We start from the raw sequence: 21,754 nt of genomic DNA, 5'->3' as shown, positions 1-21,754 counted from the left end.
TCACTCAGCTCTCAAAGCCTGCGTTTATCGCAGGCTTTTTTGTTTAAAGTCCAGCGAAGCGATAAGTTAGGCCGACTTCAAACGACCATCCCACATCACGTTGAATTAAAAGGCTGTCGCTATCGTGATGCACAAACTCAGCTTTAGAAATGCCAATCCAAGATGGTGTGAACTCATACAAACCGATAATTCCCGCTTGATAAACAAAAGTAGATTCGGCTTTGAACTCGCTTAACCCAGATGCAGCGGCCTCTTGTGCAGAGACACTGTAGAGGTGGTGAGAAAGTTTTTTGTCACGATAGTCGACTTCAAAGTATGGAGTCAGGGTAAAAGGTGGCAACCAAGTTTCTAACGTCCGACCGAGATGCAATTGAACTTCATAGCCATTGTGTTCTGAAGTGACATCATGCAAATAAGTCAGTCTCGCGCCAACCGTTCCTAAGGTAATACCAAGTTCACCATTACCATCGCGGTCGTTGATGCCATTTGGCAAATCGGCAAAGGTATCGGAGACTTCTGCAAAACGCCAATTGGCCGATACGCCGACGTAGGGTAACGCTTGCCAGTTGGCTAAGCTGCCATCGATAAAACCTATCGAGCCTGAATAAAACAGATTCGGTGTTGCGCCAAATTGAGGGGGGTCTTTGACGGAAAACACGCTTTCGCCATAGGTGGCGCTGCCGCCAACAATGCCAAAAGACTCATCGTTAGCCAATGAAAGAGGGCTCGATAAAAGCAAAGTGAGAGAAAAGGCAATCCGTGACTTCATAAATAAAACTCCGTTCTTGTTCTAACAACAAAGAACGGAGTTTTGTGATTCCTATTTCATCAACGAATGAATTTCATGCGAAGGAGGAGGGGTAATCAACGCTTGGCAAGGATTCTATCGAGGTGGTTCGCGAACTCTCTGCGTTCCGTTTGAGACAAAGCTGCAGGGCCGCCAGTCTGAATGCCACTTGAGCGCATGGTGTCCATGAAATCACGGATATTCAAGCGCGCTTTGATGGTGTCTTTAGTGTATAACTCGCCTCGTGAGCTCAGTGCTTGAGCACCTTTGCTGATCACTTCGTCTGCCAATGGGATATCAGAGGTGATCACTAAGTCATTGGCTTCGACACGACGAACAATTTCATTGTCGGCAATATCAAAGCCAGCAGGGACTTGCAAGGAGTGGATATTGGCTCGTTTAGGTACAGGGACCACATGGTTGGCAACAAATGTACATTCAACGCCTGTGCGCTCAGCGGCGCGTACAATCGTCTCTCTGATTACTTTCGGACAAGCATCCGCATCTACCCACAGCTTCATGATGTTTTCTCATTGAGTTTTGCTTCCAGTTCCTCTACTCGAGCAACCAACTTCGCCACGGTATTCTCCAGCGCAACAATGCGATCTTCTTCTTTCGGAGCTTGTAGCGCTACTTCCACTTTAGGGATACGGTTTGCGCTCTTCCAACTTTTGATGGTTGCGATTAATGCAGGCATCGGCACGGGCGTTTTCATTCGTGCTTTTACCAGAGCCACAGTGGGCTCTTTGCCTTGCTGCTGTAGCTGCTCCATCACGGCTTCCAGCTCTTTAGTGACGTCTTGAGTTAACATAATTTGTCCCTACTAAAATGACTTCTATCATCATACTTTGCGCGGTTGATTTTAGCGAATAGCAATTTCGGCAGTGCCTTGTGCGAGATCTCTCACACGGGTTGTGAGAGAAAACGATTTCGTCATCAGCCAAACAGAATGTTTTGCATTTAAGCATATGAAAAATATCATTTTAACATGCTGTTAACGAAGTTTTTCAACAAAAGATTTTCTCGGGTAGATTGTGATTTAAAGGGAAAAGCGTAAATTAAACCTTGTCGGCAGGAAGCAGACATGGAACAGGAAAGCACCAAGGATTTGGTCATCGTCAGGACGACGATTTGATTATTCAGGATGAGTGATCAAGCAAGGAGCGTAGGACATTGTAAGGATACATTCATCAATAGGATGTTGATGACTAAGGATAGACAATGGACCCCTCATAGGATTGAGGTAAGGACAGCATCAGGACGATGCAAAGGACACCGCTCAAGGAACAAGTGATGTGTGCTAACGGGGAATGTTAGCAATCAGGATGATAAGGACACCGCTAGGACGGCGACGTAAGGACTAAGCTGACGGATTCAGCCACTATTATGGATGATGCATGGAGCACTAATTAGTAGCCGGACTGCTGCGAGTAAGACTATGGCCCCGATACTTTTGTGTCGGGGTCTTTCTTATTTATCGCGCTTTCATATTTTTGAGTGATTGAAAGTAGGCGATATCACATTATTTATAAATTCCTCATAACACTGAATAAAAAACAATCCAGATCAATATCCTTTCCAATCAGTTGGTTTAACTTTCGGCTTCTCTAAAAGGCGTTATGTGCCGCATACAAATCGATGGCTTTTCAATCGATAGCTCTTGAGCTTCTGCTATGCGGATAAATTAAGTTTGCTGTAATCAAGGAACAGATGTGACCATAGTAACCAGAAGAATGCTTCTTCTACCCTACAATGAGTCGTTGCAACTAGAGTTCGTGATGTTGAATTGCTGCGCTAAAAATCGCGCAGAGATGAATGGACCTCATACGGTGTCTTCTGCCAAACAGTTGTTTGAGAAGATTCTGGACGATGAGAATGTCCACAGTATGGCGGTGCTTGAGAGTACCAGCCGTGATTATATGGGACACGTGTTCATTTCAAACCTAGATCATGAACCAGAGCTAGGGTTTATCTTTGATAAAGCTTATTGGGGTAAAGGGTTAGCGACAGAAGCGCTAAAGGCGTTTTTCCCGAAAGCGTGCCGTGAGCTTGGGCTACACAAAGTCAAAGCAAATGTGAATAGCCACCACAAAGCATCCATGGCAGTGCTGGAAAAACTAGGATTTACAAAAACGAGAGAAAGCAAGGACCTTTACGGCCCTTACTTTGAAATGGAATTTACAAGCGATGTGGCGGTAGGTGAAAGTTCAGCGGCCTAAACCCGATCATCGTTAACTCGCCTTGGTAACAATCATCACCAAGGGATGAAAACTCAAATTGATACACTGTATGCCAACGCCAGATTCCGTCTGGCGTTTTCAATTTATGCGCACCAAATGCAATGCTGACTAATTGCAAATCTAACTGATCGCACTTACGCGAAATAGCCGCTTTTGCCAACTCCGACTGACGTCGTTGCTGCCAAAATAAAAAACAAAAAAAGCACAGTCCTAAAATGGCTAGTAGGTCACCGATCATCCCTAATCCTTCATTATCCCTTTGTTGCTTGCTGCAGTTTGACTAATGCCGTCGCTAGCTCTTCCGATGGGCTAGAGTGCAGTAAAGGTAGCAATACCATTCTTAGCTCTGGCAGCATAACTAAATCGGCAAACAATTGATTAAATAGGGCTTGGTTCCCAGTTTGTGCGAGGCGCAGCAAAAATTGCTCAGCGACGCTTGCGTCAGCGAGTAGGTGCCAAGTACGGCCAGCGATGCCGATCAATACTTCTTGGTGGCTCAAACGTGGGCTTTGTAAAATTGCCTTCAAGATTGGCAAGGAAATCTCGGTTGGTGCACCCGCTAGAGCTCGAATCAAAGCAGAGAGTAAGAACAAGTCAGGTTCGTTGCTTTCGATTTCTTGCTGCGCTTTCTCCGCAATGCGTTCTGCCAAACGTTCTTGTAGGTCGACATGTTCAAGCGCGCCGAGTAGGGCGTAAAGTGGTTCATTAGGCAAGTGGTTAAGCGCTTTACGCAAAGTCACGGCATTTTGCTCTTTGCCTAAGCGTGCGGCGATATCAGTGATGCCTTGCAGACCAACGGTTTGCCAGTTGTCCCAACCTAGGTCACCGGTAAAGTAGTGCTGAGTGTGCTCGTAATACTGGCTGGTGGGTAAGTCTAAGTTCGCGCGAACTTGACTGTGGAAGACAGCCATCTTTTCTTCTGCAGGTTTAAACGTGTATGGGTTGTTAGAAAGCTTTTGTTGTTGCTCTTCCGACATTTCCTCACTTAGGCGAGTACCCATCGCTTCAACGACGTATTTAATGAAGTTTCCTATGTCAGATTGCTTAAGTAAACCACGCTCATCCAGTTCAAACTTTAGAAACCAAATCCAAGGCTGCTTTTGCTCATTCCAGTACGCGATTGCGAGGTGCGCTTTACGCTGCATTGGAAATGGGTAAGGGCACTGGCCTTTTTCCACATCCGCAAACACTTGTGCATCGATGGTTTTGATACGACGACCAAGGTCGAAGATTTGATATTCACAATGGCTGTTGTTTAACAGCTGAGTGAGGGTTTGAATGTTTTCCATTAAATACGACATCCTAATGTTCTTTTCACAAGAAATGGTATCATTCTCGGCTAATTCAAGGTTCGAGACGGAATTAATGGCAACAAACACCCAATTGGTCGACTTACTTCAACAACTTGAAGCACAATTGCGCCATCATGAGCTGTGGCAGCACACTATGCCATCGGAACAAGCACTGCAAAGCACGGAACCATTTGCTATTGATACACTTCATCCGCATGAGTGGTTGCAGTGGATCTTTATTGCCCGTATGCATGCGTTAGTGGAAAGTAACCAACCTTTGCCACGTGGCTTTTCTATTGAGCCGTATTTTGCAGAAGCGTGGAAACAAGAGCCGCATTACGCCGAGCTATTAGTGACTATTCGAACCATCGACGAACTATGTAAGTAACCTCAATGTCAGAACAAGAAACATCACCATCCGTTGAACCCGTTGTATTAGAGATCGTTTATCAGGACGAGTACTTTGTTGCGGTCAACAAACCTGCCGGAATGCTAGTGCACCGTAGTTGGTTGGATAAGCATGAAACTCAATTCGTGATGCAAACGCTGCGCGATCAAATTGGTCAGCATGTGTTTCCACTGCATCGCTTGGATCGCCCAACTTCAGGTGTACTTGTGTTTGCTTTATCCAGTGAAGTTGCTTCACAAGTCATGCCTATGTTTGCTGAGCACAAGATGGAGAAAACCTATCATGCGATCGTTCGAGGCTGGATCGAGGAAAAAGGCGTACTGGATTACGCTCTGAAAGTCGAACTCGATAAGATTGCCGATAAGTTTGCTTCTCAAGAGAAAGAAGCACAAGAAGCAGTAACGGCATACAAACCGCTGGCAAAAGTGGAAGTTCCTTATTCAACAGGTAAGTTCCCGACCACACGATACTGTTTGATGGAAATGAAGCCAAAGACAGGGCGTAAGCATCAGTTGCGTCGTCACATGGCTCACCTACGTCATCCAATCGTTGGGGATACGACACATGGTGATGGCAAGCACAACAAGTTGTACCGTACCGAATTCGACTCTCATCGACTGTTGCTGCATGCATCAGAATTGCGCTTTGTGCATCCGTTTACCGATGAAGAAATCGTGATGAAAGCCAATATCGATGAAACTTGGCAGCGGTTATTTGCGAGATTTGAGTGGGATGCATCGTTGGTGCAATAAGCGGTTGGGTTAATCAGCTATTAGCAATATTAAACAAAGAAAAGGGTTGGTATCGGTACCAACCCCTTTTTGATTTTTCAGTTCTTAATGTTTTATTTCAGCTTTTCTAGATCCGCTTCGATCTCGGCGATCTTGCTGGAAACGACTTTCTCCAAGTGACGAAGATCAGAGAGAATCTTTTCTTTTACATCCACTTCAGCCACTTTCACAGGCTTGGTGATCTTGTTTAGCTCATCGATCACAAGCGTCAGGTTACGGTTGATTTCGGTTACTTCTTTGTATTTATGACTGCCGCTATCTACTAATACATTTTTAACTTGGCGTGGGTATTTGAACTTCACACTCTTAGCGAAAAACTCGCCTTTCTGTTTGTGAAAGTAGATCTTTAGGACGTCTTTGTGTGCTTCTTGGCGCAGGGAGTAACGTTCAATCTGTTTTGGGTCATGGATGCCCAAACCAGTGAGGTGTGGATACATAGGCTACCTCTGTGTATTGAATTGGAGTCCATACAACTGTAGCAGCCCATTTATGAGCTAGATAGCTGATATTTAGTCAAATTGCTCAACTTGTGGGCAAGATCGCTATCGTTCTTGCCCACCTTAGTTGTTGATCAAGCGCTGGTTTTCTCTCAAGCCGAAACTGGGTCAGAGAGTTTTTCAATCAGCTTTTCACGCAGCTCGTCTTGTTGCTCTTCACTGAGCCTGCCGCCGGCTTCGCTCGTCAGAATAAACAAGTCTTCAGCGCGCTCACCAATGGTGGTGATTTTTGCTGCATGAAGGTTAATGCCCAAATCAGCAAAGGTACGACCCACTTTCGCCAGAAGCCCCGGTGTATCGAGAGCGACAAACTCCATCAAAGTGCGCTTTTTGCTCTTGGTTGGCAGGAAGTCGACTTTGGTTTTTACGTTGAAATGCTGAAGTTTGTTTGGTGTACGGCGCGTCTTAATTTTTGTCGGACGGCCATCTTCCAGTACATGCGTAATGTGTTTAGTCACTGCACTGTGACGACCTTCCTCAATCGCTTTACCGTGTTGGTCTAGTACCATAAAGGTATCGAGTACATAGCCATCTTTACTGGTCATGATTTGTGCGTCATGTACGTTAAAGTTGCGACGGTCAAGCTCAGCAACCACGGTAGCAAACAGCGCTGGTTGGTCTGGACTGTAGACGAACACTTCAGTACCGCCACGTGTGGCCTTCTTACTGATCAGAACCAATGGTTTGCTTGGATCTTCCATACGAAGTAAATGTTCGCAATGCCAAGCGATTTGCTTGTGGGTATGACGCAAGAAGTAATCGGCTTTAAAGCGCTGCCACAGCACTTCAATTTCACGAGCAGAGAAGCCTTCTTTGCGTAATAGGGCAGAGGCCATTTGTTGGTTATGACGAATACGCTCACGCACATCTACAGGGTTTTCTAGGCCACGGCGCAGCGCACGTTGGGTGGAATAGAATAACTCTGCGAGCAAGGTGCGCTTCCAGCTGTTCCAAAGCTCAGGGTTGGTCGCGCAGATATCGGCTACCGTCAAACACACAAGGTACTCAAGGTACTCTTCATCGCGCACTTGCTTGGCAAACTCGGTAATCACGTCAGGATCGTAAATATCACGACGCTGTGCAGTTACCGACATCAATAAGTGATGTCTTACTAGCCAACTTACCAACTTCGCTTCTGGCTTAGACAAGCCGTGTTCAATACAGAAATCGTACGCTTCACCTTCCCCGATTACCGAATGGTCACCACCACGCCCTTTGCCGATATCATGGAAAATCGCGGCCAGAATCAGTAGCTCTTTCTTCTGAATTCGAGGATAAACCTCGCAGCAAATTGGATGCTTGCTGTGGTTCTCGGCGTAGCTGAAGGTATTAATGTGCTTGAGCAGACGAATACTGTGCTCATCCACGGTATATACATGGAATAGGTCGAATTGCATCTGACCGACAATTTGGCTCCACTGCGGAAGGTATGCCGCTAGTACGCCAAGCTTGTGCATCAGACTGAACGCCTTATGCAGCGCATTTGGATGACGACACAGCGCCATAAACTTTTCACGCGCTTCAGGGATAGTGTGCAAGAACTTGTTCAATCGACGACGCGCAGTACGTAACTGACGCAACGTAGGAGGGCTTACACCTTCGATGCTCGAATCATTGGCGATGTGCAGGAACATATCCAAAATGGTTTCAGGACGAGCTTGGAACAGTGCAGGTTTGCGAGCCTCGATCAGTGAACCACGGCGTTGGAAATCTTCGTCGATAATTTCAGCATCTTGTGAAGCCCCACCGTTGATGATGGCTTGGTCGAACAGTTTGAGCAGCATCTTATTCAGCTCTGCCACGCGACGTAGGGTGCGGTAGAACTCCTTCATCATCATTTCAACGCCGCGATTGCCTTCACCAACATAACCAAGATGCTCCGCGACTTGAGCTTGATGAGCGAAGGTCAGTCGGTTGTCATAACGACGAAGCTCAATATGCAGGGCGAAACGCACGCGCCATAAGAAGTCCTGACACTCGACCAGCTCTCGGTATTCTGCGTCGGTCAGGAAGCCATAGCGGCTCATCTCTAGTAACGATGTTGCGCCAAAGTGACGGCGTGCCACCCAGCTTAAAGTGTGAATATCACGTAAGCCGCCCGGCGTGGACTTGATGTCGGGTTCGAGGTTGTAGGTGGTGTCATGGTAGCGTGCGTGGCGTTCACGCTGCTCCTGAATCTTGGCACGGTAAAAAGTTTCGCTTGGCCAGAAAGAATCAGACAACACTACTTTCTTTAAGGCTTGGAAAGTGTCTTCACTTCCGCAAAGCAAACGCGCTTCTTGCAGGTTCGTGGCTACGGTTAAGTCTGAACGTCCAATCTCTGCACATTCATCCACAGTGCGCACTGCGTGGCCGACTTCTAGGCGTAAATCCCACAATAGGGTAATGAACTCACTGATTTTAGCTTCCAGAGCATTTGGCAGCTTGTTCTGCGACAGAATCAAAATGTCGATATCAGACAGAGGATGTAATTCACCACGTCCGTAACCACCGACGGCAACTAAGGAAATATTATGGATGTCTTTGAATCCGAAGTGTTGCCATAAACGATTGAGGAGTAAATCCATGTACTCAGCGCGTGACAAAACAAGGTTGGTCACAGGGTGGTGCTGTAGAAATTCTTCTTTTTGGTATGAACTGAATTTTTCAAGTTCTTGCTTAAGTTCGCCGATGTTTATCTGTTCATCGGTAAACGTAAGAGGTGACTGAAGGGTCATATTTGCTATCCGTGCAAGCTAAAACTATTAGCAATCTAACAAATTTGCTGCAGATAAAAAATATCCCCGCATGGGCGGGGATATGGAAAGTGATGGGCGATTAAACGTTTTTCATCATTCGTGGAATGGTATCGTCGCTGCGAAGTGTTAGTACTTCACAACCTTCTTTAGTTACCACGATGGTGTGTTCCCACTGTGCTGAGTTTTTACCGTCACCAGTGTAAACCGTCCAATCATCTTGAGCATCAACAGTACAACCGAATTTACCCGCGTTGATCATTGGCTCGATAGTAAAACACATGCCTTCTTTTAGTACGCGGCGGTCTTTGTTCTTGTAGTGAACCACTTGTGGCTCTTCGTGGAACTCATCACCGATGCCGTGACCGCAGAAGTCTTTCACGATAGAGAACTTGTTGCGTGGGTTGTTCTTGTTGTTCTCTTTGATGTACTTCTCGATTGCTGTACCGATATCGCCAACAGTTGCACCAGGCTTAACTTGACGCATACCGATGTAAAGTGACTCTTGAGCAACCATACACAGACGTTTGTTTGCTGGAGATACATCACCAACTAGGAACATCTTAGAAGTGTCACCGTGGTAACCTTGTGGACGAACGCTTAGATCTGCGTTTTCATCGTTAGGTACGATAACCGTGATATCAACGTTAATGATGTCGCCATCTTTAAGTACAGCTGGCTTCATTTGGCCATTTGCACCTTTTTCATCTTCTGTCGCAGGGATGCCGTGACAAACGATGTGGTTGATTGACGTGCAGATTGATTTAGGGAATCCATGGTAATCAAGCGGTGCAGAGTAAGCGCCACGCTCTAGAGCGTAATCGTGACAGATTTTGTTTAATTCTTCTGTCGTCACACCCGCCTTGATGTGCGGTTCGATCATTTCTAGAGTGTCTGCGGCTAGCTTGCCCGCAATACGCATGCGTTCGATTTCTTCAGCAGTTTTAATCTTGATTGACATTGGCTTTCTCTACTTATTCGTAAGCACGTAAACGTGCGAATGCGCGCATTCTATCAGACATCTTGCGATTAACCCAAGCCAGTTAAGAATATGAGTCATTCTTACTTGTAGTCTAGTCATGGAATTTAGAAGAGAGTAGGGATAGGTGTGATAGGGAAATTAGAATTGTAAGAAACAATTTTTACTAGCCATCTTAGGCTAAAATATGGTATAAAGCGCGCCGGAATCGAGGACTGTTCTCTTTACTTTTCATTAGAAGAGTAGCGAAGCAAGCTTCTTCCAATTAACTTTTATCTTTAAATCACACACATTCCGTCACATGTTCCGGGGTGCTGAGCAGAAGCTTGGTCGGAATTATGGGGGATGTGGAGGCCTAACCCCATAGAGGACTTTAAAATGGCAACTGTATCAATGCGCGATATGCTGAAAGCTGGTGTTCACTTCGGTCACCAAACTCGTTACTGGAACCCAAAAATGAAGCCATTCATCTTTGGTGCTCGTAACCGCGTTCACATCATCAACCTAGAAAAAACTGTACCAATGTTCAACGAAGCTCTAGCTGAACTAGCTAAAGTTGGCGAGAAGAAAGGTAAAGTTCTATTCGTAGGTACTAAGCGCGCTGCATCTGAAGCTGTTAAAGAAGCTGCAATCGCAAGCAACCAATACTACGTTAACAACCGTTGGTTGGGCGGCATGCTAACGAACTACAAAACAGTTCGTCAGTCTATCAAGCGTCTAAAAGATTTCGAAGCACAAGCACAAGACGGTACTTTCGAAAAACTAACTAAGAAAGAAGCTCTAATGCGTACTCGTGAAATGGAGAAGCTAGAGAAATCTCTTGGTGGTATCAAAGATATGGGCGGCCTACCAGACGCTCTATTCGTAATCGACGCTGATCACGAGCACATTGCAATTAAAGAAGCTAACAACCTAGGTATTCCAGTATACGCTGTGGTAGATACTAACTCTAACCCAGACGGCGTTGACTACATCATCCCAGGTAACGACGACGCGATCCGCGCAGTTCAACTATACCTAAACGCTGCAGCATCTGCAGTGTCTGAAGGTCGCAACAAAGACGTTGCAGCAGTTGCTGAAAAAGACGGTTTCGTAGAAGCTGAATAATAACGGCTCTGTGTCACACTTAGTCTATGTGAAACCTTGTTGTAGCATAGACTGAGTTATAGTTAGCAATGGGGGCCGACAATGTAGGCCCCTGTTTTTTACCTTATTTCGAATCAAACGAGGAATAGAGAATGGCAACTGTAACTGCTGCTCTAGTTAAAGAACTTCGCGAGCGCACTGGCGCTGGCATGATGGAATGTAAAAAAGCGCTTGTAGAAGCAAACGCTGACATCGAACTAGCAATTGAAAACATGCGTAAATCAGGCGCAGCGAAAGCAGCTAAAAAAGCTGGTAACGTTGCAGCTGAAGGCGCAATCATCATCAAAGAAGAAAACGGCGTTGCTGTTCTTCTTGAAGTTAACTGCCAAACTGACTTCGTTGCTAAAGACGGTAACTTCACTGCATTCGCAGACAAAGTAGCACTTGACGCTCTAGCGACTAAAGCTACTGCTGAAGAGCTAGTTGCTAAGTTCGAAGAAGAGCGCGTAGCTCTAGTTGCTAAAATCGGCGAAAACATCAACATCCGTCGCGTTGCTTACGTTGAAGGTACTGCAATCGCTTCTTACCGTCACGGCGAGAAAATCGGTGTTGTTGTTGCTGGTGAAGGCGACGCAGAAACTCTTAAGCACGTTGCAATGCACGTTGCTGCTTCTAAGCCTGAGTTCGTTAACCCAGAAGACGTACCAGCTGACGTAGTTGCTAAAGAGAAAGAAGTTCAAGTTGAAATCGCTATGAACGAAGGCAAGCCACAAGAGATCGCTGAGAAGATGGTTATCGGCCGCATGAAGAAATTCACTGGCGAAATCTCTCTAACTGGTCAAGCTTTCATCATGGAACCTAAGAAATCTGTTGGCGAAATGCTAAAAGAGAAAGGTGCTTCTGTTGCTACATTCGTTCGCCTAGAAGTAGGTGAAGGTATCGAGAAAGCAGCTGAAATGAGCTTCGCTGAAGAAGTAGCACTAGCTCAAAAAGGTTAATCCTTAGCGACTTGTGTAAATATTAGACCGTAGCCTAGGCTGCGGTCTTTTTACGAAAAGAGCGGGCAAAATTAGCCGTGATGAATAGCTATAAGTGAGCTTGTGTCTATTCATGACTGTTAATCGACAACTCTCTTTGGAAGGTAAACTCCATGACTACGAACCCTAAACCAGCATATCAACGTATTCTATTAAAACTAAGTGGTGAAGCTCTTCAAGGTGAAGAAGGTTTTGGTATTGATCCAGCGGTTCTTGACCGTATGGCTCAAGAAGTGAAAGAGCTGGTTGAACTGGGTGTTCAAGTTGGTGTGGTAATCGGCGGTGGTAACCTGTTCCGTGGTGCAGGTCTTGCAGAAGCGGGTATGAACCGCGTAGTAGGCGACCACATGGGTATGCTTGCAACAGTAATGAACGGTCTAGCAATGCGTGACGCACTTCACCGTGCTTATGTAAACGCTCGCGTAATGTCTGCAATTCCGCTAAAAGGTGTGTGTGACGATTACAACTGGGCAGACGCTATCCGCGAACTTCGCCAAGGCCGTGTAGTTATCTTCTCTGCAGGTACTGGTAACCCATTCTTCACTACAGATTCAGCAGCGTGTCTACGCGGCATCGAAATCGAAGCTGACGTAGTTCTAAAAGCAACGAAAGTTGATGGTGTATTTACTGCTGACCCAGTAGCAAACCCAGACGCAGAGCTGTATGATAAGCTATCTTACACTGAAATTCTGGATAAAGAATTGAAAGTAATGGACTTGGCTGCGTTCACACTTGCTCGTGACCACAAAATGCCAATCCGCGTATTTAACATGAATAAGCCAGGCGCACTACGTCGCGTGGTAATGGGTGAAGCTGAAGGCACGTTGATCTGCGCTGACGCGTAAATCTCAACGCCATTCAACAAGAGATATTGGATGGCGTTTCGCTTTGCTTAAGCCCTTTAAGCTTTCTTCATGAAAGATGACATTTTTAAGGTGAAACCGTGATTAACGAAATCAATAAAGACGCGCAAGAGCGCATGGACAAAAGCGTTGAAGCGCTAAAGAACAACCTTTCTAAAGTTCGTACTGGCCGCGCACACCCAAGCCTACTATCTGGTATCTCTGTAGAGTACTACGGTGCGCCAACTCCTCTTAACCAAGTAGCGAACGTTGTTGCTGAAGACGCACGTACTCTAGCAATTACTGTATTCGACAAAGAGCTAACTCAAAAAGTTGAGAAAGCGATCATGATGTCTGACCTTGGTCTAAACCCAATGTCTGCTGGCACAATCATCCGCGTTCCACTTCCACCGCTAACAGAAGAGCGTCGTAAAGACCTAGTTAAGATCGTTCGTGGTGAAGCTGAAGGCGCACGTGTTGCAGTTCGTAACATCCGTCGTGACGCAAACAGCGACCTAAAAGGTCTTCTAAAAGATAAAGAAATCTCTGAAGACGAAGATCGTAAAGCACAAGACGAAATTCAAAAACTGACTGACGTAGCAGTTAAGAAGATCGACGAAGTTCTTGCCGCTAAAGAAAAAGAGTTGATGGAAGTTTAATACTCCCACCTACATCACTGTTGGAAAACGCTGTGCTCACAGTGCAGCGTTTTTTTGTGTTAATCTATCCAACTGATGGAACTCAATTAACTCCCTATGCAAAATTCTCAAGCCTTCTCTGATTCCCTCCCTAAACATATTGCCATCATTATGGACGGTAATGGTCGTTGGGCTAAGTCCAAAGGAAAACCTCGCGTATTCGGTCATAAAAAAGGCGTTAATGCCGTTCGTAAGACCGTCGCTGCTGCTTCTAAACTCGGTATTAAAGCCATGACGTTGTTCGCTTTTAGTAGTGAAAACTGGCGTCGTCCTGAGGAAGAAGTAGGTCTCCTGATGGAGCTGTTCATTTCCGTGCTTTCTAGCGAAGTGAAAAAGCTGCATAAAAACAATCTGCGTTTGCGCGTTATTGGTGACACCAGCCGCTTTAGTGAGCGACTGCAAGGCAAAATCATCGAAGCAGAAGCACTCACCGCTGGCAATACGGGCATGGTGATTAACATTGCGGCTAACTATGGCGGTAAATGGGACATCACAGAGGCGGCAAAAACGTTGGCGCTAAAAGCGCGTAACGGTGAAATCCGTGTAGAGGATATCAATGAGCAGTTAATTACCCAGCATTTAACGATGGCAGATCTCCCTGAAGTGGATCTTTTGATCCGTACGAGTGGTGAGTGTCGCATCAGTAACTTTATGCTGTGGCAAATGGCGTATGCTGAAATGTACTTTACTCCGGAGTACTGGCCAGAGTTTGATGAAGACAGCTTAGTAGAGGCTGTGACTTGGTTTATTAACCGAGAGCGTCGCTTTGGTTGTACTGGCGAGCAAGTAAAGGCATTGATGGCTGCTCAATAAGGACTAGTTAGTTTGAAACAGAGAATAATAACAGCACTAATTTTAGCTCCCCTTGTAATTTTAGGTATTTTTAAATTACCCCTAATCGGCTTCATTATCGCTTTGACTGCGATTACGCTATTAGGTTTTTGGGAGTGGACCCAGTTTACAGAAAGCAATTCACGCATCGCTGCGCTTGTACCAGCCGTTGTCGTAACCGGACTCAGTTTTCTATTCATCTCGCCAGATGCGGCAAGCCTTAACCAACTAGCAACTCCGCACTACACAGTGTTAGCGCTCGGTTTTGCATGGTGGATTATCGCAAGTGGGATGGCCATTACTTACCCTAAAACAACCAACCTGTGGCAAAACAGTAAAGCATTGCGTCATGTGTTTGGTTTTCTAACTTTGATCCCTTTCCTTTGGAGTGTGATCATCCTTAGAGCTTCCGATATTTCAGTAGATCCATACCACGGCGCAAAACTTGTGCTGTACGTTTGCTTCTTGGTATGGGCTGCAGACAGTGGAGCTTACTTTGCTGGTAAAAGCATGGGTAAACGTAAAATGGCGCCACATGTTAGTCCAAACAAGACTATCGAAGGTTTGATTGGCGGCATCATTGCAGCATTAATTGTTGGATGGTTGTTCGCAGGTTGGTTTGATATTCAATTTACCAGCCCAATTCACATGGTAATCATCACATTGATTACAGTTGTGATTTCTGTTCTTGGTGACCTAGTAGAAAGCATGTTCAAACGTGTTTCTGGCATCAAAGACAGCAGTAACATCATTCCAGGGCACGGCGGCATTCTCGACCGTATTGATAGCCTAACGGCTGCATTCCCAGTATTTGCTCTTCTTTACTACGTATTCTAATTTATCGGGAGCGGCGTCGTCGCTCCTGAGTTTTTCTAACGGTCTTACATCATGCAAAAGTTAACGATTCTTGGTGCAACAGGCTCAATCGGTGCAAGCACACTTAAAGTGGTTGAACAAAACCCTGAGCTGTTTTCTATCGTCGCATTGGCGGCAAGCACGAACGTTGAAAAGATGGTCGCACTTTGCCGTAAATGGCAACCTAAATATGCTGTAATGGCGGATAAAGCGGCGGCTGTGGCGCTTAAGTCAGAGTTGGCTTCAGTGTCTCCTCGTACAGAAGTGTTGGGGGGTGTTGATGCGCTTTGCCATGTGTCTGCCCTAGAAGAAGTCGACAGCGTGATGGCGGCTATCGTTGGTGCGGCAGGTCTGCTTCCAACCATGGCAGCGGTAAAAGCGGGCAAGCGTGTTCTCCTTGCTAACAAAGAAGCACTGGTGATGTCTGGACAACTGTTTATCGATGCAGTTGAAGAGCACGGCGCGGAGCTACTTCCAGTAGACAGCGAACACAACGCGATCTTCCAGTGTTTACCTCAACAAGTTCAAACCAATCTAGGTCGCTGTAACTTAGAAGAGCATGGCATTTCATCTATCCTGCTTACTGGTTCTGGTGGTCCATTCCGCTACACGGATATCGCTGAGCTTGAGAGCGTTACTCCTGCACAAGCAATCGCTCATCCTAACTGGTCGATGGGACCTAAGATCTCGGTTGATTCTGCAACCATGATGAACAAAGGCCTTGAGTACATTGAAGCAAAATGGCTGTTCAATGCGGCTCGCGAACAGCTGAAAGTGATCATTCACCCTCAGTCAGTGATTCACTCTATGGTGCAATACCGAGACGGTTCCGTCTTAGCACAAATGGGAGAACCCGATATGGCAACGCCGATTGCACTGACCATGTCTTACCCATCTCGTGTGAATGCTGGTGTGAAACCACTCGACTTTACTCAAGTAGGTGAGTTGACGTTCCTTCAGCCCGATTTTGCTCGCTACCCGTGTTTGAAGCTAGCGATTGATGCTTGTTACGAAGGTCAACATGCTACAACGGCACTAAATGCAGCAAACGAAGTCGCTGTTGATGCTTTCTTGAATAACCGTCTTGGTTTCACTGATATCGCTCGCATCAATGAATCAGTTTTGAACAAAATCACTGCAAGCCATAAAAGTGAGAATGTGAATAGCTTGGAAAGCTTGATAGAGCTAGATAGAATGTCACGAACTATCGCCTTAGAATTTTTACGCGAGCGTAGCTAATGACTGGTATTTTGTGGAATTTGGTTTCTTTTATCGTTGCACTGGGCATCTTGGTGGCCGTGCACGAGTATGGTCACTTTTGGGTTGCGCGTCGTTGCGGTGTAAAAGTTGAAAAGTTTTCTATCGGTTTTGGTAAGTCTATCTGGAGTAAGGTAGGCAAAGACGGAACTGAGTACAGCATCTCGATGATTCCGCTAGGTGGTTACGTCAAGATGGTGGACAGCCGTGTTGACGAAGTGCCTGAGCACGAAAAGCATTTGGCGTTTGACCAAAAGCCACTTTGGAAACGCACGTCGATCGTGGCGGCGGGGCCTATCTTTAATTTCCTGTTTGCTATTGTTGCCTACTGGTTGGTTTTCCTGATTGGAGTACCAGCAGTGAAGCCGGTAATTGGTGAAGTTACGCCCAATTCAATCATTGCAGAAGCAGGAATTGAATCAGGGATGGAACTAAAATCCATCTCAGGTATCAAAACTCCGGACTGGGAATCAGTCAACATGGGATTAGTTTCCCATATTGGTGATGATTCGATGACAGTAACGCTTTCTTCGGCTAATGAAGTAGGCTCGGAAGTCACGAAGACACTTGATATCCGTGATTGGAAATTTGATCCAGAAACACAATCTGCGATGCAATCGCTAGGCTTCAAACCGTACACTCCAGAGATTTATACGGAGTTGGCACAGGTGAGTGAAGGTGGTGCCGCTGAACAAGCAGGCCTACAAGCTGGCGATAAAATCATCGAGATTAATGGTGATAAGATTTCTAAGTGGGATGAAGTGGTTGAAGCCATTCGTTCTAACCCAGAAACGCCAATTGACCTGACGGTGTTACGTCAAGGTGAAGAGCAATCTTTCACATTGACTCCAGGTAGTCGTGAGCTAGCTAACAAAGAAACAGTTGGCTTCGCGGGTATCGCACCTGAAGTCGCAGAATGGCCAGAAAGTTATCGCTTCGAATTACAGTTTGGTGTATTCGAGTCTATTGGCAAAGCGATTGACAAAACTGGTCAAGTTATTGGACTTACAATCAGTATGCTTAAGAAACTGATTGTAGGTGACGTTGGTCTGAACAATTTGAGCGGACCAATATCTATTGCCAAAGGAGCAGGTGCGACCGCAGACTACGGTCTGGTCTACTTTTTAGGTTTTCTAGCACTAATTAGTGTTAACCTAGGTATTATTAACCTCGTTCCTTTACCAATGTTGGATGGTGGGCATCTGCTGTTTTTTGCAATTGAAGCAGTCATCCGACGCCCAGTACCTGAGAAAGTACAGGAAATGGGCTATCGAATTGGTGGTGCGATTATCTTCTCGCTCATGGCGTTAGCGCTATTTAATGATTTTACTCGTCTGTGATAGTTCAGAGACAAAAGCAGTAGCAAGGAATAATTAGAACAAGTATGGCGATTAAGCGAATTCTGTTTGCAAGTTTACTGGCGACCAGTGTATCTGCAAACGGAGCAGAGAACTTTGTAGTTCAAGATATTGAAATCGATGGATTGCAGCGTGTGGCACTGGGTGCAGCGTTGCTGAAAATGCCTGTACGTGTCGGTGATACCGTTGACCAAGGCGATGTTGCAGAGATCATTCGCGCATTGTACGCATCGGGTAACTTCGAAGATGTGAAAGTGCTGCGTAATGGTGATGTTCTGGTTGTTCAAGTGAAAGAGCGTCCAACTATTGCGAGCATCTCATTCTCAGGCAACAAAGCAATCAAGGACGAGCAGCTACAAGAAAACCTGAATGCTTCTGGCGTTCGTGAAGGTGAAGCGCTTGACCGCACTACGCTGAGCAACATCGAAAAAGGTTTGGAAGACTTTTACTACAGTGTTGGTAAATACAACGCGACCGTAAAAGCGGTTGTTACTCCATTGCCTCGTAACCGTTCTGACTTGAAATTCGTCTTCACCGAAGGTGTATCGGCGAAAATTCAGCAAATCAACTTTATCGGCAATGAAGTCTTTTCTGATGAAGACCTTCTTTCTCGTTTCAACCTAAACGTTGACGTGCCATGGTGGAACTTCCTAGCGGACGAAAAATATCAGAAGCAAGTGCTTGCTGGTGATATCGAAGCGCTGAAGTCTTACTACCTAGACCGTGGTTACCTGAAATTTAACGTTGATTCGACACAAGTGGCGATTTCTCCTGACAAAAAAGGCGTATACATTACCCTTGGTCTTGAAGAAGGCGACGTGTACACCGTTAAAGACGTGAAATTCCGCGGTAACTTGATCGGTGAAGAAGCAACGTTCGAAAAGCTAGTTCCTTTCGAAGACAACGAGACGTATAACGGCTCTCGTGTTACTTCGATGGAAGAAGGCATCAAGCGTGTGCTTGGTGAATCTGGTTACGCTTACCCACAAGTAAATACCATCCCTGAGTTCGACGATGAAAACAAACAAGTATCGCTTGTTGTAAACGTTGAGCCGGGTAACCGTATTTACGTACGTGACATTCGCTTTACGGGTAACAACTCAACCAAAGACGAAGTACTACGTCGTGAAATGCGTCAGATGGAAGGCAGCTGGCTAAACTCGAAATCAATCGAAACCGGTAAAACGCGTCTAAACCGTCTTGGTTACTTCGAGAACGTAGAAGTACAAACGGTACGTGTTCCTGGTAGCGATGACCAAGTAGACTTAGTTTACTCTGTGAAAGAGGCAAACTCAGGCAGCGTGAACTTTGGTGTCGGCTATGGTACTGAATCGGGCGTGAGCTTCCAGGTTGGCCTACAACAAGACAACTTTATTGGTAGTGGTAACCGCGTTGGCATTAACGCGATGATGAACGACTACCAGAAAAACGTGAGCTTGGACTACCGTGACCCTTACTGGAACCTAGATGGTGTAAGTTTGGGTGGTAAGATCTTCTACGACGAGTTCGAAGCATCTGAAGCGGGTATCGTTGACTATACCAACCAAAGTTACGGCGCAAGTTTGACATGGGGTTTCCCATTCGACGAACTGAACCGCTTTGAGTTTGGTGTTGGTTACACTCACAACAAGATCGGTAACTTGTCACCTTACCTACAGGTAGAACAGTTCCTACAGGCGCAAGAAGACAACATTGATTCTAGCGGCGCGTTGAACACAAATGACTTTGACTTCAACATCTCATGGACACGTAACAACCTAAACCGTGGCTACTTCCCAACAGCGGGTAACCACCAACGTGCATTCTATAAGATGACCGTACCTGGCTCTGACGTTCAATACTTCAAGATGCAGTATGATGTTCGTCAATACGTGCCATTGACTAAGAAACACGAGTTCACACTCTTGTTCCGTGGTCGTCTAGGTTATGGTAACGGTTATGGTCAAACGGATGGCAACGATAACTTGTTCCCATTCTACGAAAACTACTACGCGGGTGGTTTTACAACACTACGTGGTTTCGGCTCGAACACAGTAGGTCCGAAAGCGGTTTATCGTGATTACTCTGGCTCGAACAACGGTGCAGATACAGCAACAGATGATGCTGTTGGTGGTAACGCTGTTGCACTTGCAAGCCTTGAGTTAATTGTTCCAACACCATTTGCTTCGGACGAAGTTCGTAACCAAATCCGTACCAGTATCTTCTTTGATATGGCAAGTGTTTGGGATACAGAGTTCGACTACCGTAGCTCAGGCGCGGAATACGGTGACCGTTACTACTACGATTACTCAGATCCAACCAACTACCGCTCATCTTACGGTGCGGCGTTGCAATGGATGTCTCCAATGGGGCCTCTAGTATTCTCGCTAGCGAAACCAATTAAGAAATATGATGGCGACGATGAAGAGTTCTTCACGTTCACTATCGGTAGAACCTTCTAAAGAGGAAAATATTTTGAATAAAATGATCAAAGCAGCTGGCCTAGGCCTTCTAGTACTTAGCTCTTCAATGTTTGCTAACGCGGCTGAAGCTGCTCAGAAAATTGCTTATGTAAATACTGCTCAAGTTTTCCAAGCGCTTCCTCAACGCGAAGTAGTTCTACAAAAAATGCAGAAAGACTTTAAGAGCAAAGCAGACGAGCTGAAATCTATCCAAGCACGTGCTAAGACTAAAATTGAAAAGCTACAGCGTGATGGCGAGCTTCTAGGTCAAGACGAAGTTGAAAAACTACGTATCGACATCGCTAAACTAGACAGCGAATACAAAGTGAAAGCACAAGCTCTAGAGAAAGCAAGTGCACGTCGCGAAGCTGAAGAGAAAGCGAAGCTATTCAAGACTATCCAAGACGCAGTGAAGAAAGTAGCAACGAAGAAAGGTTACGACATGGTAATCGACATTTCTTCTCTTCAGTACGGTAAGCCAGAATACAACATCTCTGAAGACGTAATTAAAGCTCTAAAATAAGAAGTTATGAAGACATTGACATTAGCCGAGTTGGCAACAATTACCGGGGGAGAGCTATTTGGTGACGAGTCTCTCGTTGTAAGCCGCGTAGCTCCAATGGATAAAGCACAAGAAGGTGATGTGACCTTCTTGTCTAACCCAAAATACGCAAAACACCTTTCTGAGTGCAAAGCGACAGTTGTGATGGTGAAAGCCGATCACAAAGATCAATGTGTGGGTAACGCATTGGTTGTGGCTGACCCTTACATTGCTTTTGCTCGAGTAGTACAAGCAATGGACACCACTCCGAAGCCAGCTGACGAGATCGCACCAAGTGCCGTTATCGCAGCAGACGTGAAGATGGGTACTAACGTAACTATCGGTGCAAACGCAGTGATTGAAACGGGTGTAGAGCTGGGCGACAACGTAAGTATTGGCGCAGGTTGCTTTATCGGTAAAAACGCAAAGCTAGGTAACAACACTAAGCTTTGGGCTAATGTGACTATCTATCATGAAGTATCAATGGGCGATGACTGTCTAGTGCAATCTGGCACAGTCATTGGCTCTGATGGTTTCGGATACGCAAATGACAAAGGCGAGTGGATCAAAATCCCTCAGTTGGGTTCAGTGCGTATCGGTAACCGCGTTGAGATTGGTGCGTGTACGACGATTGACCGTGGTGCACTTGAAGACACTATCATTGAAGACAACGTAATTCTTGATAACCAACTTCAAATCGCTCATAACGTGCAGATCGGATATGGTACCGTGATGCCAGGTGGTACTATTGTTGCGGGCAGTACCAAAATTGGTAAGTACTGTCAGATCGGCGGCGCGTCGGTTCTGAATGGCCACATCACGATTGCAGATGGCGTAGCTATCACCGGTATGGGCATGGTTATGCGCAGTATCGAAGAGAAAGGTCTGTACTCATCAGGCATTCCACTGCAAACCAACCGAGAGTGGCGCAAGACGGCGACTCGAGTTCACCGCATTGACGAGATGAACAAACGTCTGAAAGCTGTTGAGAAACAGCTGGAAACGAAAGAAGAATCTTAGTTCCACATTCTGAACAAAGACTCGCGAAATGCGGGTCTTTTTCTTCTATAATGACGCG

The 21,754-nt window shown here is 45.8% G+C and carries 22 protein-coding genes; 14 read left to right on the top strand and 8 right to left on the bottom strand.

What is annotated here, in order from left to right:
• Positions 1-43: 43 nt before the first annotated feature.
• From ATB78_RS13010 to ATB78_RS13000, 3 genes are all read right to left on the bottom strand, one after another.
• Complete coding sequence (locus tag ATB78_RS13010; protein WP_061008854.1) at positions 44-769, bottom strand: MipA/OmpV family protein; 726 nt, start codon at positions 767-769, stop codon at positions 44-46.
• Between the two features lie 95 nt (positions 770-864).
• Positions 865-1,308 carry a YaiI/YqxD family protein gene (locus ATB78_RS13005; protein WP_005436748.1) on the bottom strand — a complete coding sequence of 148 codons (444 nt, stop codon included), beginning with the start codon at positions 1,306-1,308 and terminating at the stop codon, positions 865-867.
• Complete coding sequence (locus ATB78_RS13000) at positions 1,305-1,598, bottom strand: hypothetical protein (protein ID WP_041058958.1); 294 nt, start codon at positions 1,596-1,598, stop codon at positions 1,305-1,307. The genes ATB78_RS13005 and ATB78_RS13000 overlap by 4 nt, the downstream gene beginning before the upstream one ends.
• 922 nt (positions 1,599-2,520) lie before the next feature.
• Between ATB78_RS13000 and ATB78_RS12995 the strand changes: the two genes are divergently transcribed.
• Positions 2,521-3,006, top strand: a complete 486-nt coding sequence (locus tag ATB78_RS12995; RefSeq protein ID WP_005436752.1) for a GNAT family N-acetyltransferase — start codon at positions 2,521-2,523, stop codon at positions 3,004-3,006.
• Here ATB78_RS12995 and ATB78_RS12990 read toward each other — a convergent pair.
• Both ATB78_RS12990 and ATB78_RS12985 read right to left on the bottom strand, forming a co-directional pair.
• On the bottom strand, positions 2,966-3,265 hold the full coding sequence (locus ATB78_RS12990; RefSeq protein ID WP_009707427.1) for a DUF3301 domain-containing protein: 300 nt from the start codon (positions 3,263-3,265) through the stop codon (positions 2,966-2,968). The two genes, ATB78_RS12995 and ATB78_RS12990, sit on opposite strands and share 41 nt — an antisense overlap.
• A gap of 13 nt (positions 3,266-3,278) precedes the next feature.
• Positions 3,279-4,316: a DUF3549 family protein gene (locus ATB78_RS12985; protein WP_038895689.1), complete on the bottom strand. Its 1,038-nt coding sequence runs from the start codon at positions 4,314-4,316 to the stop codon at positions 3,279-3,281.
• A 76-nt stretch (positions 4,317-4,392) separates the two neighbouring features.
• Here ATB78_RS12985 and ATB78_RS12980 point away from each other — a divergent pair, with 76 nt between their 5' ends.
• Positions 4,393-4,707 carry a YqcC family protein gene (locus ATB78_RS12980; protein ID WP_005436756.1) on the top strand — a complete coding sequence of 105 codons (315 nt, stop codon included), beginning with the start codon at positions 4,393-4,395 and terminating at the stop codon, positions 4,705-4,707.
• A 5-nt stretch (positions 4,708-4,712) separates the two neighbouring features.
• Positions 4,713-5,480, top strand: a complete 768-nt coding sequence (gene truC / locus ATB78_RS12975; protein ID WP_061008853.1) for a tRNA pseudouridine(65) synthase TruC — start codon at positions 4,713-4,715, stop codon at positions 5,478-5,480.
• A 92-nt stretch (positions 5,481-5,572) separates the two neighbouring features.
• Here truC and ATB78_RS12970 read toward each other — a convergent pair whose 3' ends face one another.
• The 3 genes from ATB78_RS12970 to map form a co-directional block, all read right to left on the bottom strand.
• The gene (locus ATB78_RS12970; RefSeq protein WP_005436760.1) at positions 5,573-5,956 is read right to left on the bottom strand and encodes a DUF3461 family protein; all 384 of its coding nucleotides are present in this window, start codon (positions 5,954-5,956) and stop codon (positions 5,573-5,575) included.
• 152 nt (positions 5,957-6,108) lie between these two features.
• Positions 6,109-8,733: a bifunctional uridylyltransferase/uridylyl-removing protein GlnD gene (glnD, locus tag ATB78_RS12965; RefSeq protein ID WP_009707424.1), complete on the bottom strand. Its 2,625-nt coding sequence runs from the start codon at positions 8,731-8,733 to the stop codon at positions 6,109-6,111.
• Positions 8,734-8,833: 100 nt separating this feature from the next.
• Positions 8,834-9,712 (bottom strand): type I methionyl aminopeptidase, encoded by an 879-nt coding sequence (gene map, locus ATB78_RS12960; protein WP_005436764.1) that lies wholly within the window; start codon positions 9,710-9,712, stop codon positions 8,834-8,836.
• 396 nt (positions 9,713-10,108) lie between these two features.
• Here map and rpsB point away from each other — a divergent pair, with 396 nt between their 5' ends.
• From rpsB to lpxD, 11 genes are all read left to right on the top strand, one after another.
• A complete protein-coding gene (gene rpsB / locus ATB78_RS12955; protein WP_005529366.1) occupies positions 10,109-10,837 on the top strand; it encodes a 30S ribosomal protein S2 in 729 nt (242 codons plus the stop codon).
• A 131-nt stretch (positions 10,838-10,968) separates the two neighbouring features.
• Complete coding sequence (gene tsf, locus ATB78_RS12950) at positions 10,969-11,814, top strand: translation elongation factor Ts (protein WP_005436775.1); 846 nt, start codon at positions 10,969-10,971, stop codon at positions 11,812-11,814.
• A gap of 152 nt (positions 11,815-11,966) precedes the next feature.
• Entirely contained in the window at positions 11,967-12,698 is a 732-nt protein-coding gene (pyrH, locus tag ATB78_RS12945; protein WP_005436777.1) for a UMP kinase, read from the top strand.
• A 98-nt stretch (positions 12,699-12,796) separates the two neighbouring features.
• On the top strand, positions 12,797-13,354 hold the full coding sequence (gene frr, locus ATB78_RS12940; RefSeq protein WP_005436779.1) for a ribosome recycling factor: 558 nt from the start codon (positions 12,797-12,799) through the stop codon (positions 13,352-13,354).
• Between the two features lie 96 nt (positions 13,355-13,450).
• Complete coding sequence (locus ATB78_RS12935; protein WP_005436781.1) at positions 13,451-14,206, top strand: isoprenyl transferase; 756 nt, start codon at positions 13,451-13,453, stop codon at positions 14,204-14,206.
• Positions 14,207-14,218: 12 nt separating this feature from the next.
• Positions 14,219-15,061, top strand: coding sequence for a phosphatidate cytidylyltransferase (locus tag ATB78_RS12930; protein WP_005436782.1), 843 nt, complete (start codon positions 14,219-14,221; stop codon positions 15,059-15,061).
• A gap of 51 nt (positions 15,062-15,112) precedes the next feature.
• Complete coding sequence (gene ispC, locus ATB78_RS12925; RefSeq protein WP_045414455.1) at positions 15,113-16,318, top strand: 1-deoxy-D-xylulose-5-phosphate reductoisomerase; 1,206 nt, start codon at positions 15,113-15,115, stop codon at positions 16,316-16,318.
• On the top strand, positions 16,318-17,676 hold the full coding sequence (gene rseP / locus ATB78_RS12920; protein ID WP_020195495.1) for a sigma E protease regulator RseP: 1,359 nt from the start codon (positions 16,318-16,320) through the stop codon (positions 17,674-17,676). Before ispC ends, rseP begins: the two co-directional genes overlap by 1 nt.
• Before the next feature lie 44 nt (positions 17,677-17,720).
• A complete protein-coding gene (gene bamA, locus ATB78_RS12915; RefSeq protein WP_038891873.1) occupies positions 17,721-20,135 on the top strand; it encodes an outer membrane protein assembly factor BamA in 2,415 nt (804 codons plus the stop codon).
• 13 nt (positions 20,136-20,148) lie between these two features.
• On the top strand, positions 20,149-20,658 hold the full coding sequence (locus ATB78_RS12910) for an OmpH family outer membrane protein (protein WP_005430239.1): 510 nt from the start codon (positions 20,149-20,151) through the stop codon (positions 20,656-20,658).
• Between the two features lie 6 nt (positions 20,659-20,664).
• Positions 20,665-21,696 carry a UDP-3-O-(3-hydroxymyristoyl)glucosamine N-acyltransferase gene (gene lpxD / locus ATB78_RS12905; protein ID WP_005430236.1) on the top strand — a complete coding sequence of 344 codons (1,032 nt, stop codon included), beginning with the start codon at positions 20,665-20,667 and terminating at the stop codon, positions 21,694-21,696.
• Positions 21,697-21,754: the final 58 nt, after the last annotated feature.

The organism is Vibrio sp. CUB2, assembly GCF_001557945.1.
Lineage (GTDB): Bacteria > Pseudomonadota > Gammaproteobacteria > Enterobacterales > Vibrionaceae > Vibrio > Vibrio owensii.
This window is presented reverse-complemented; position numbering and strand designations above follow the sequence as displayed.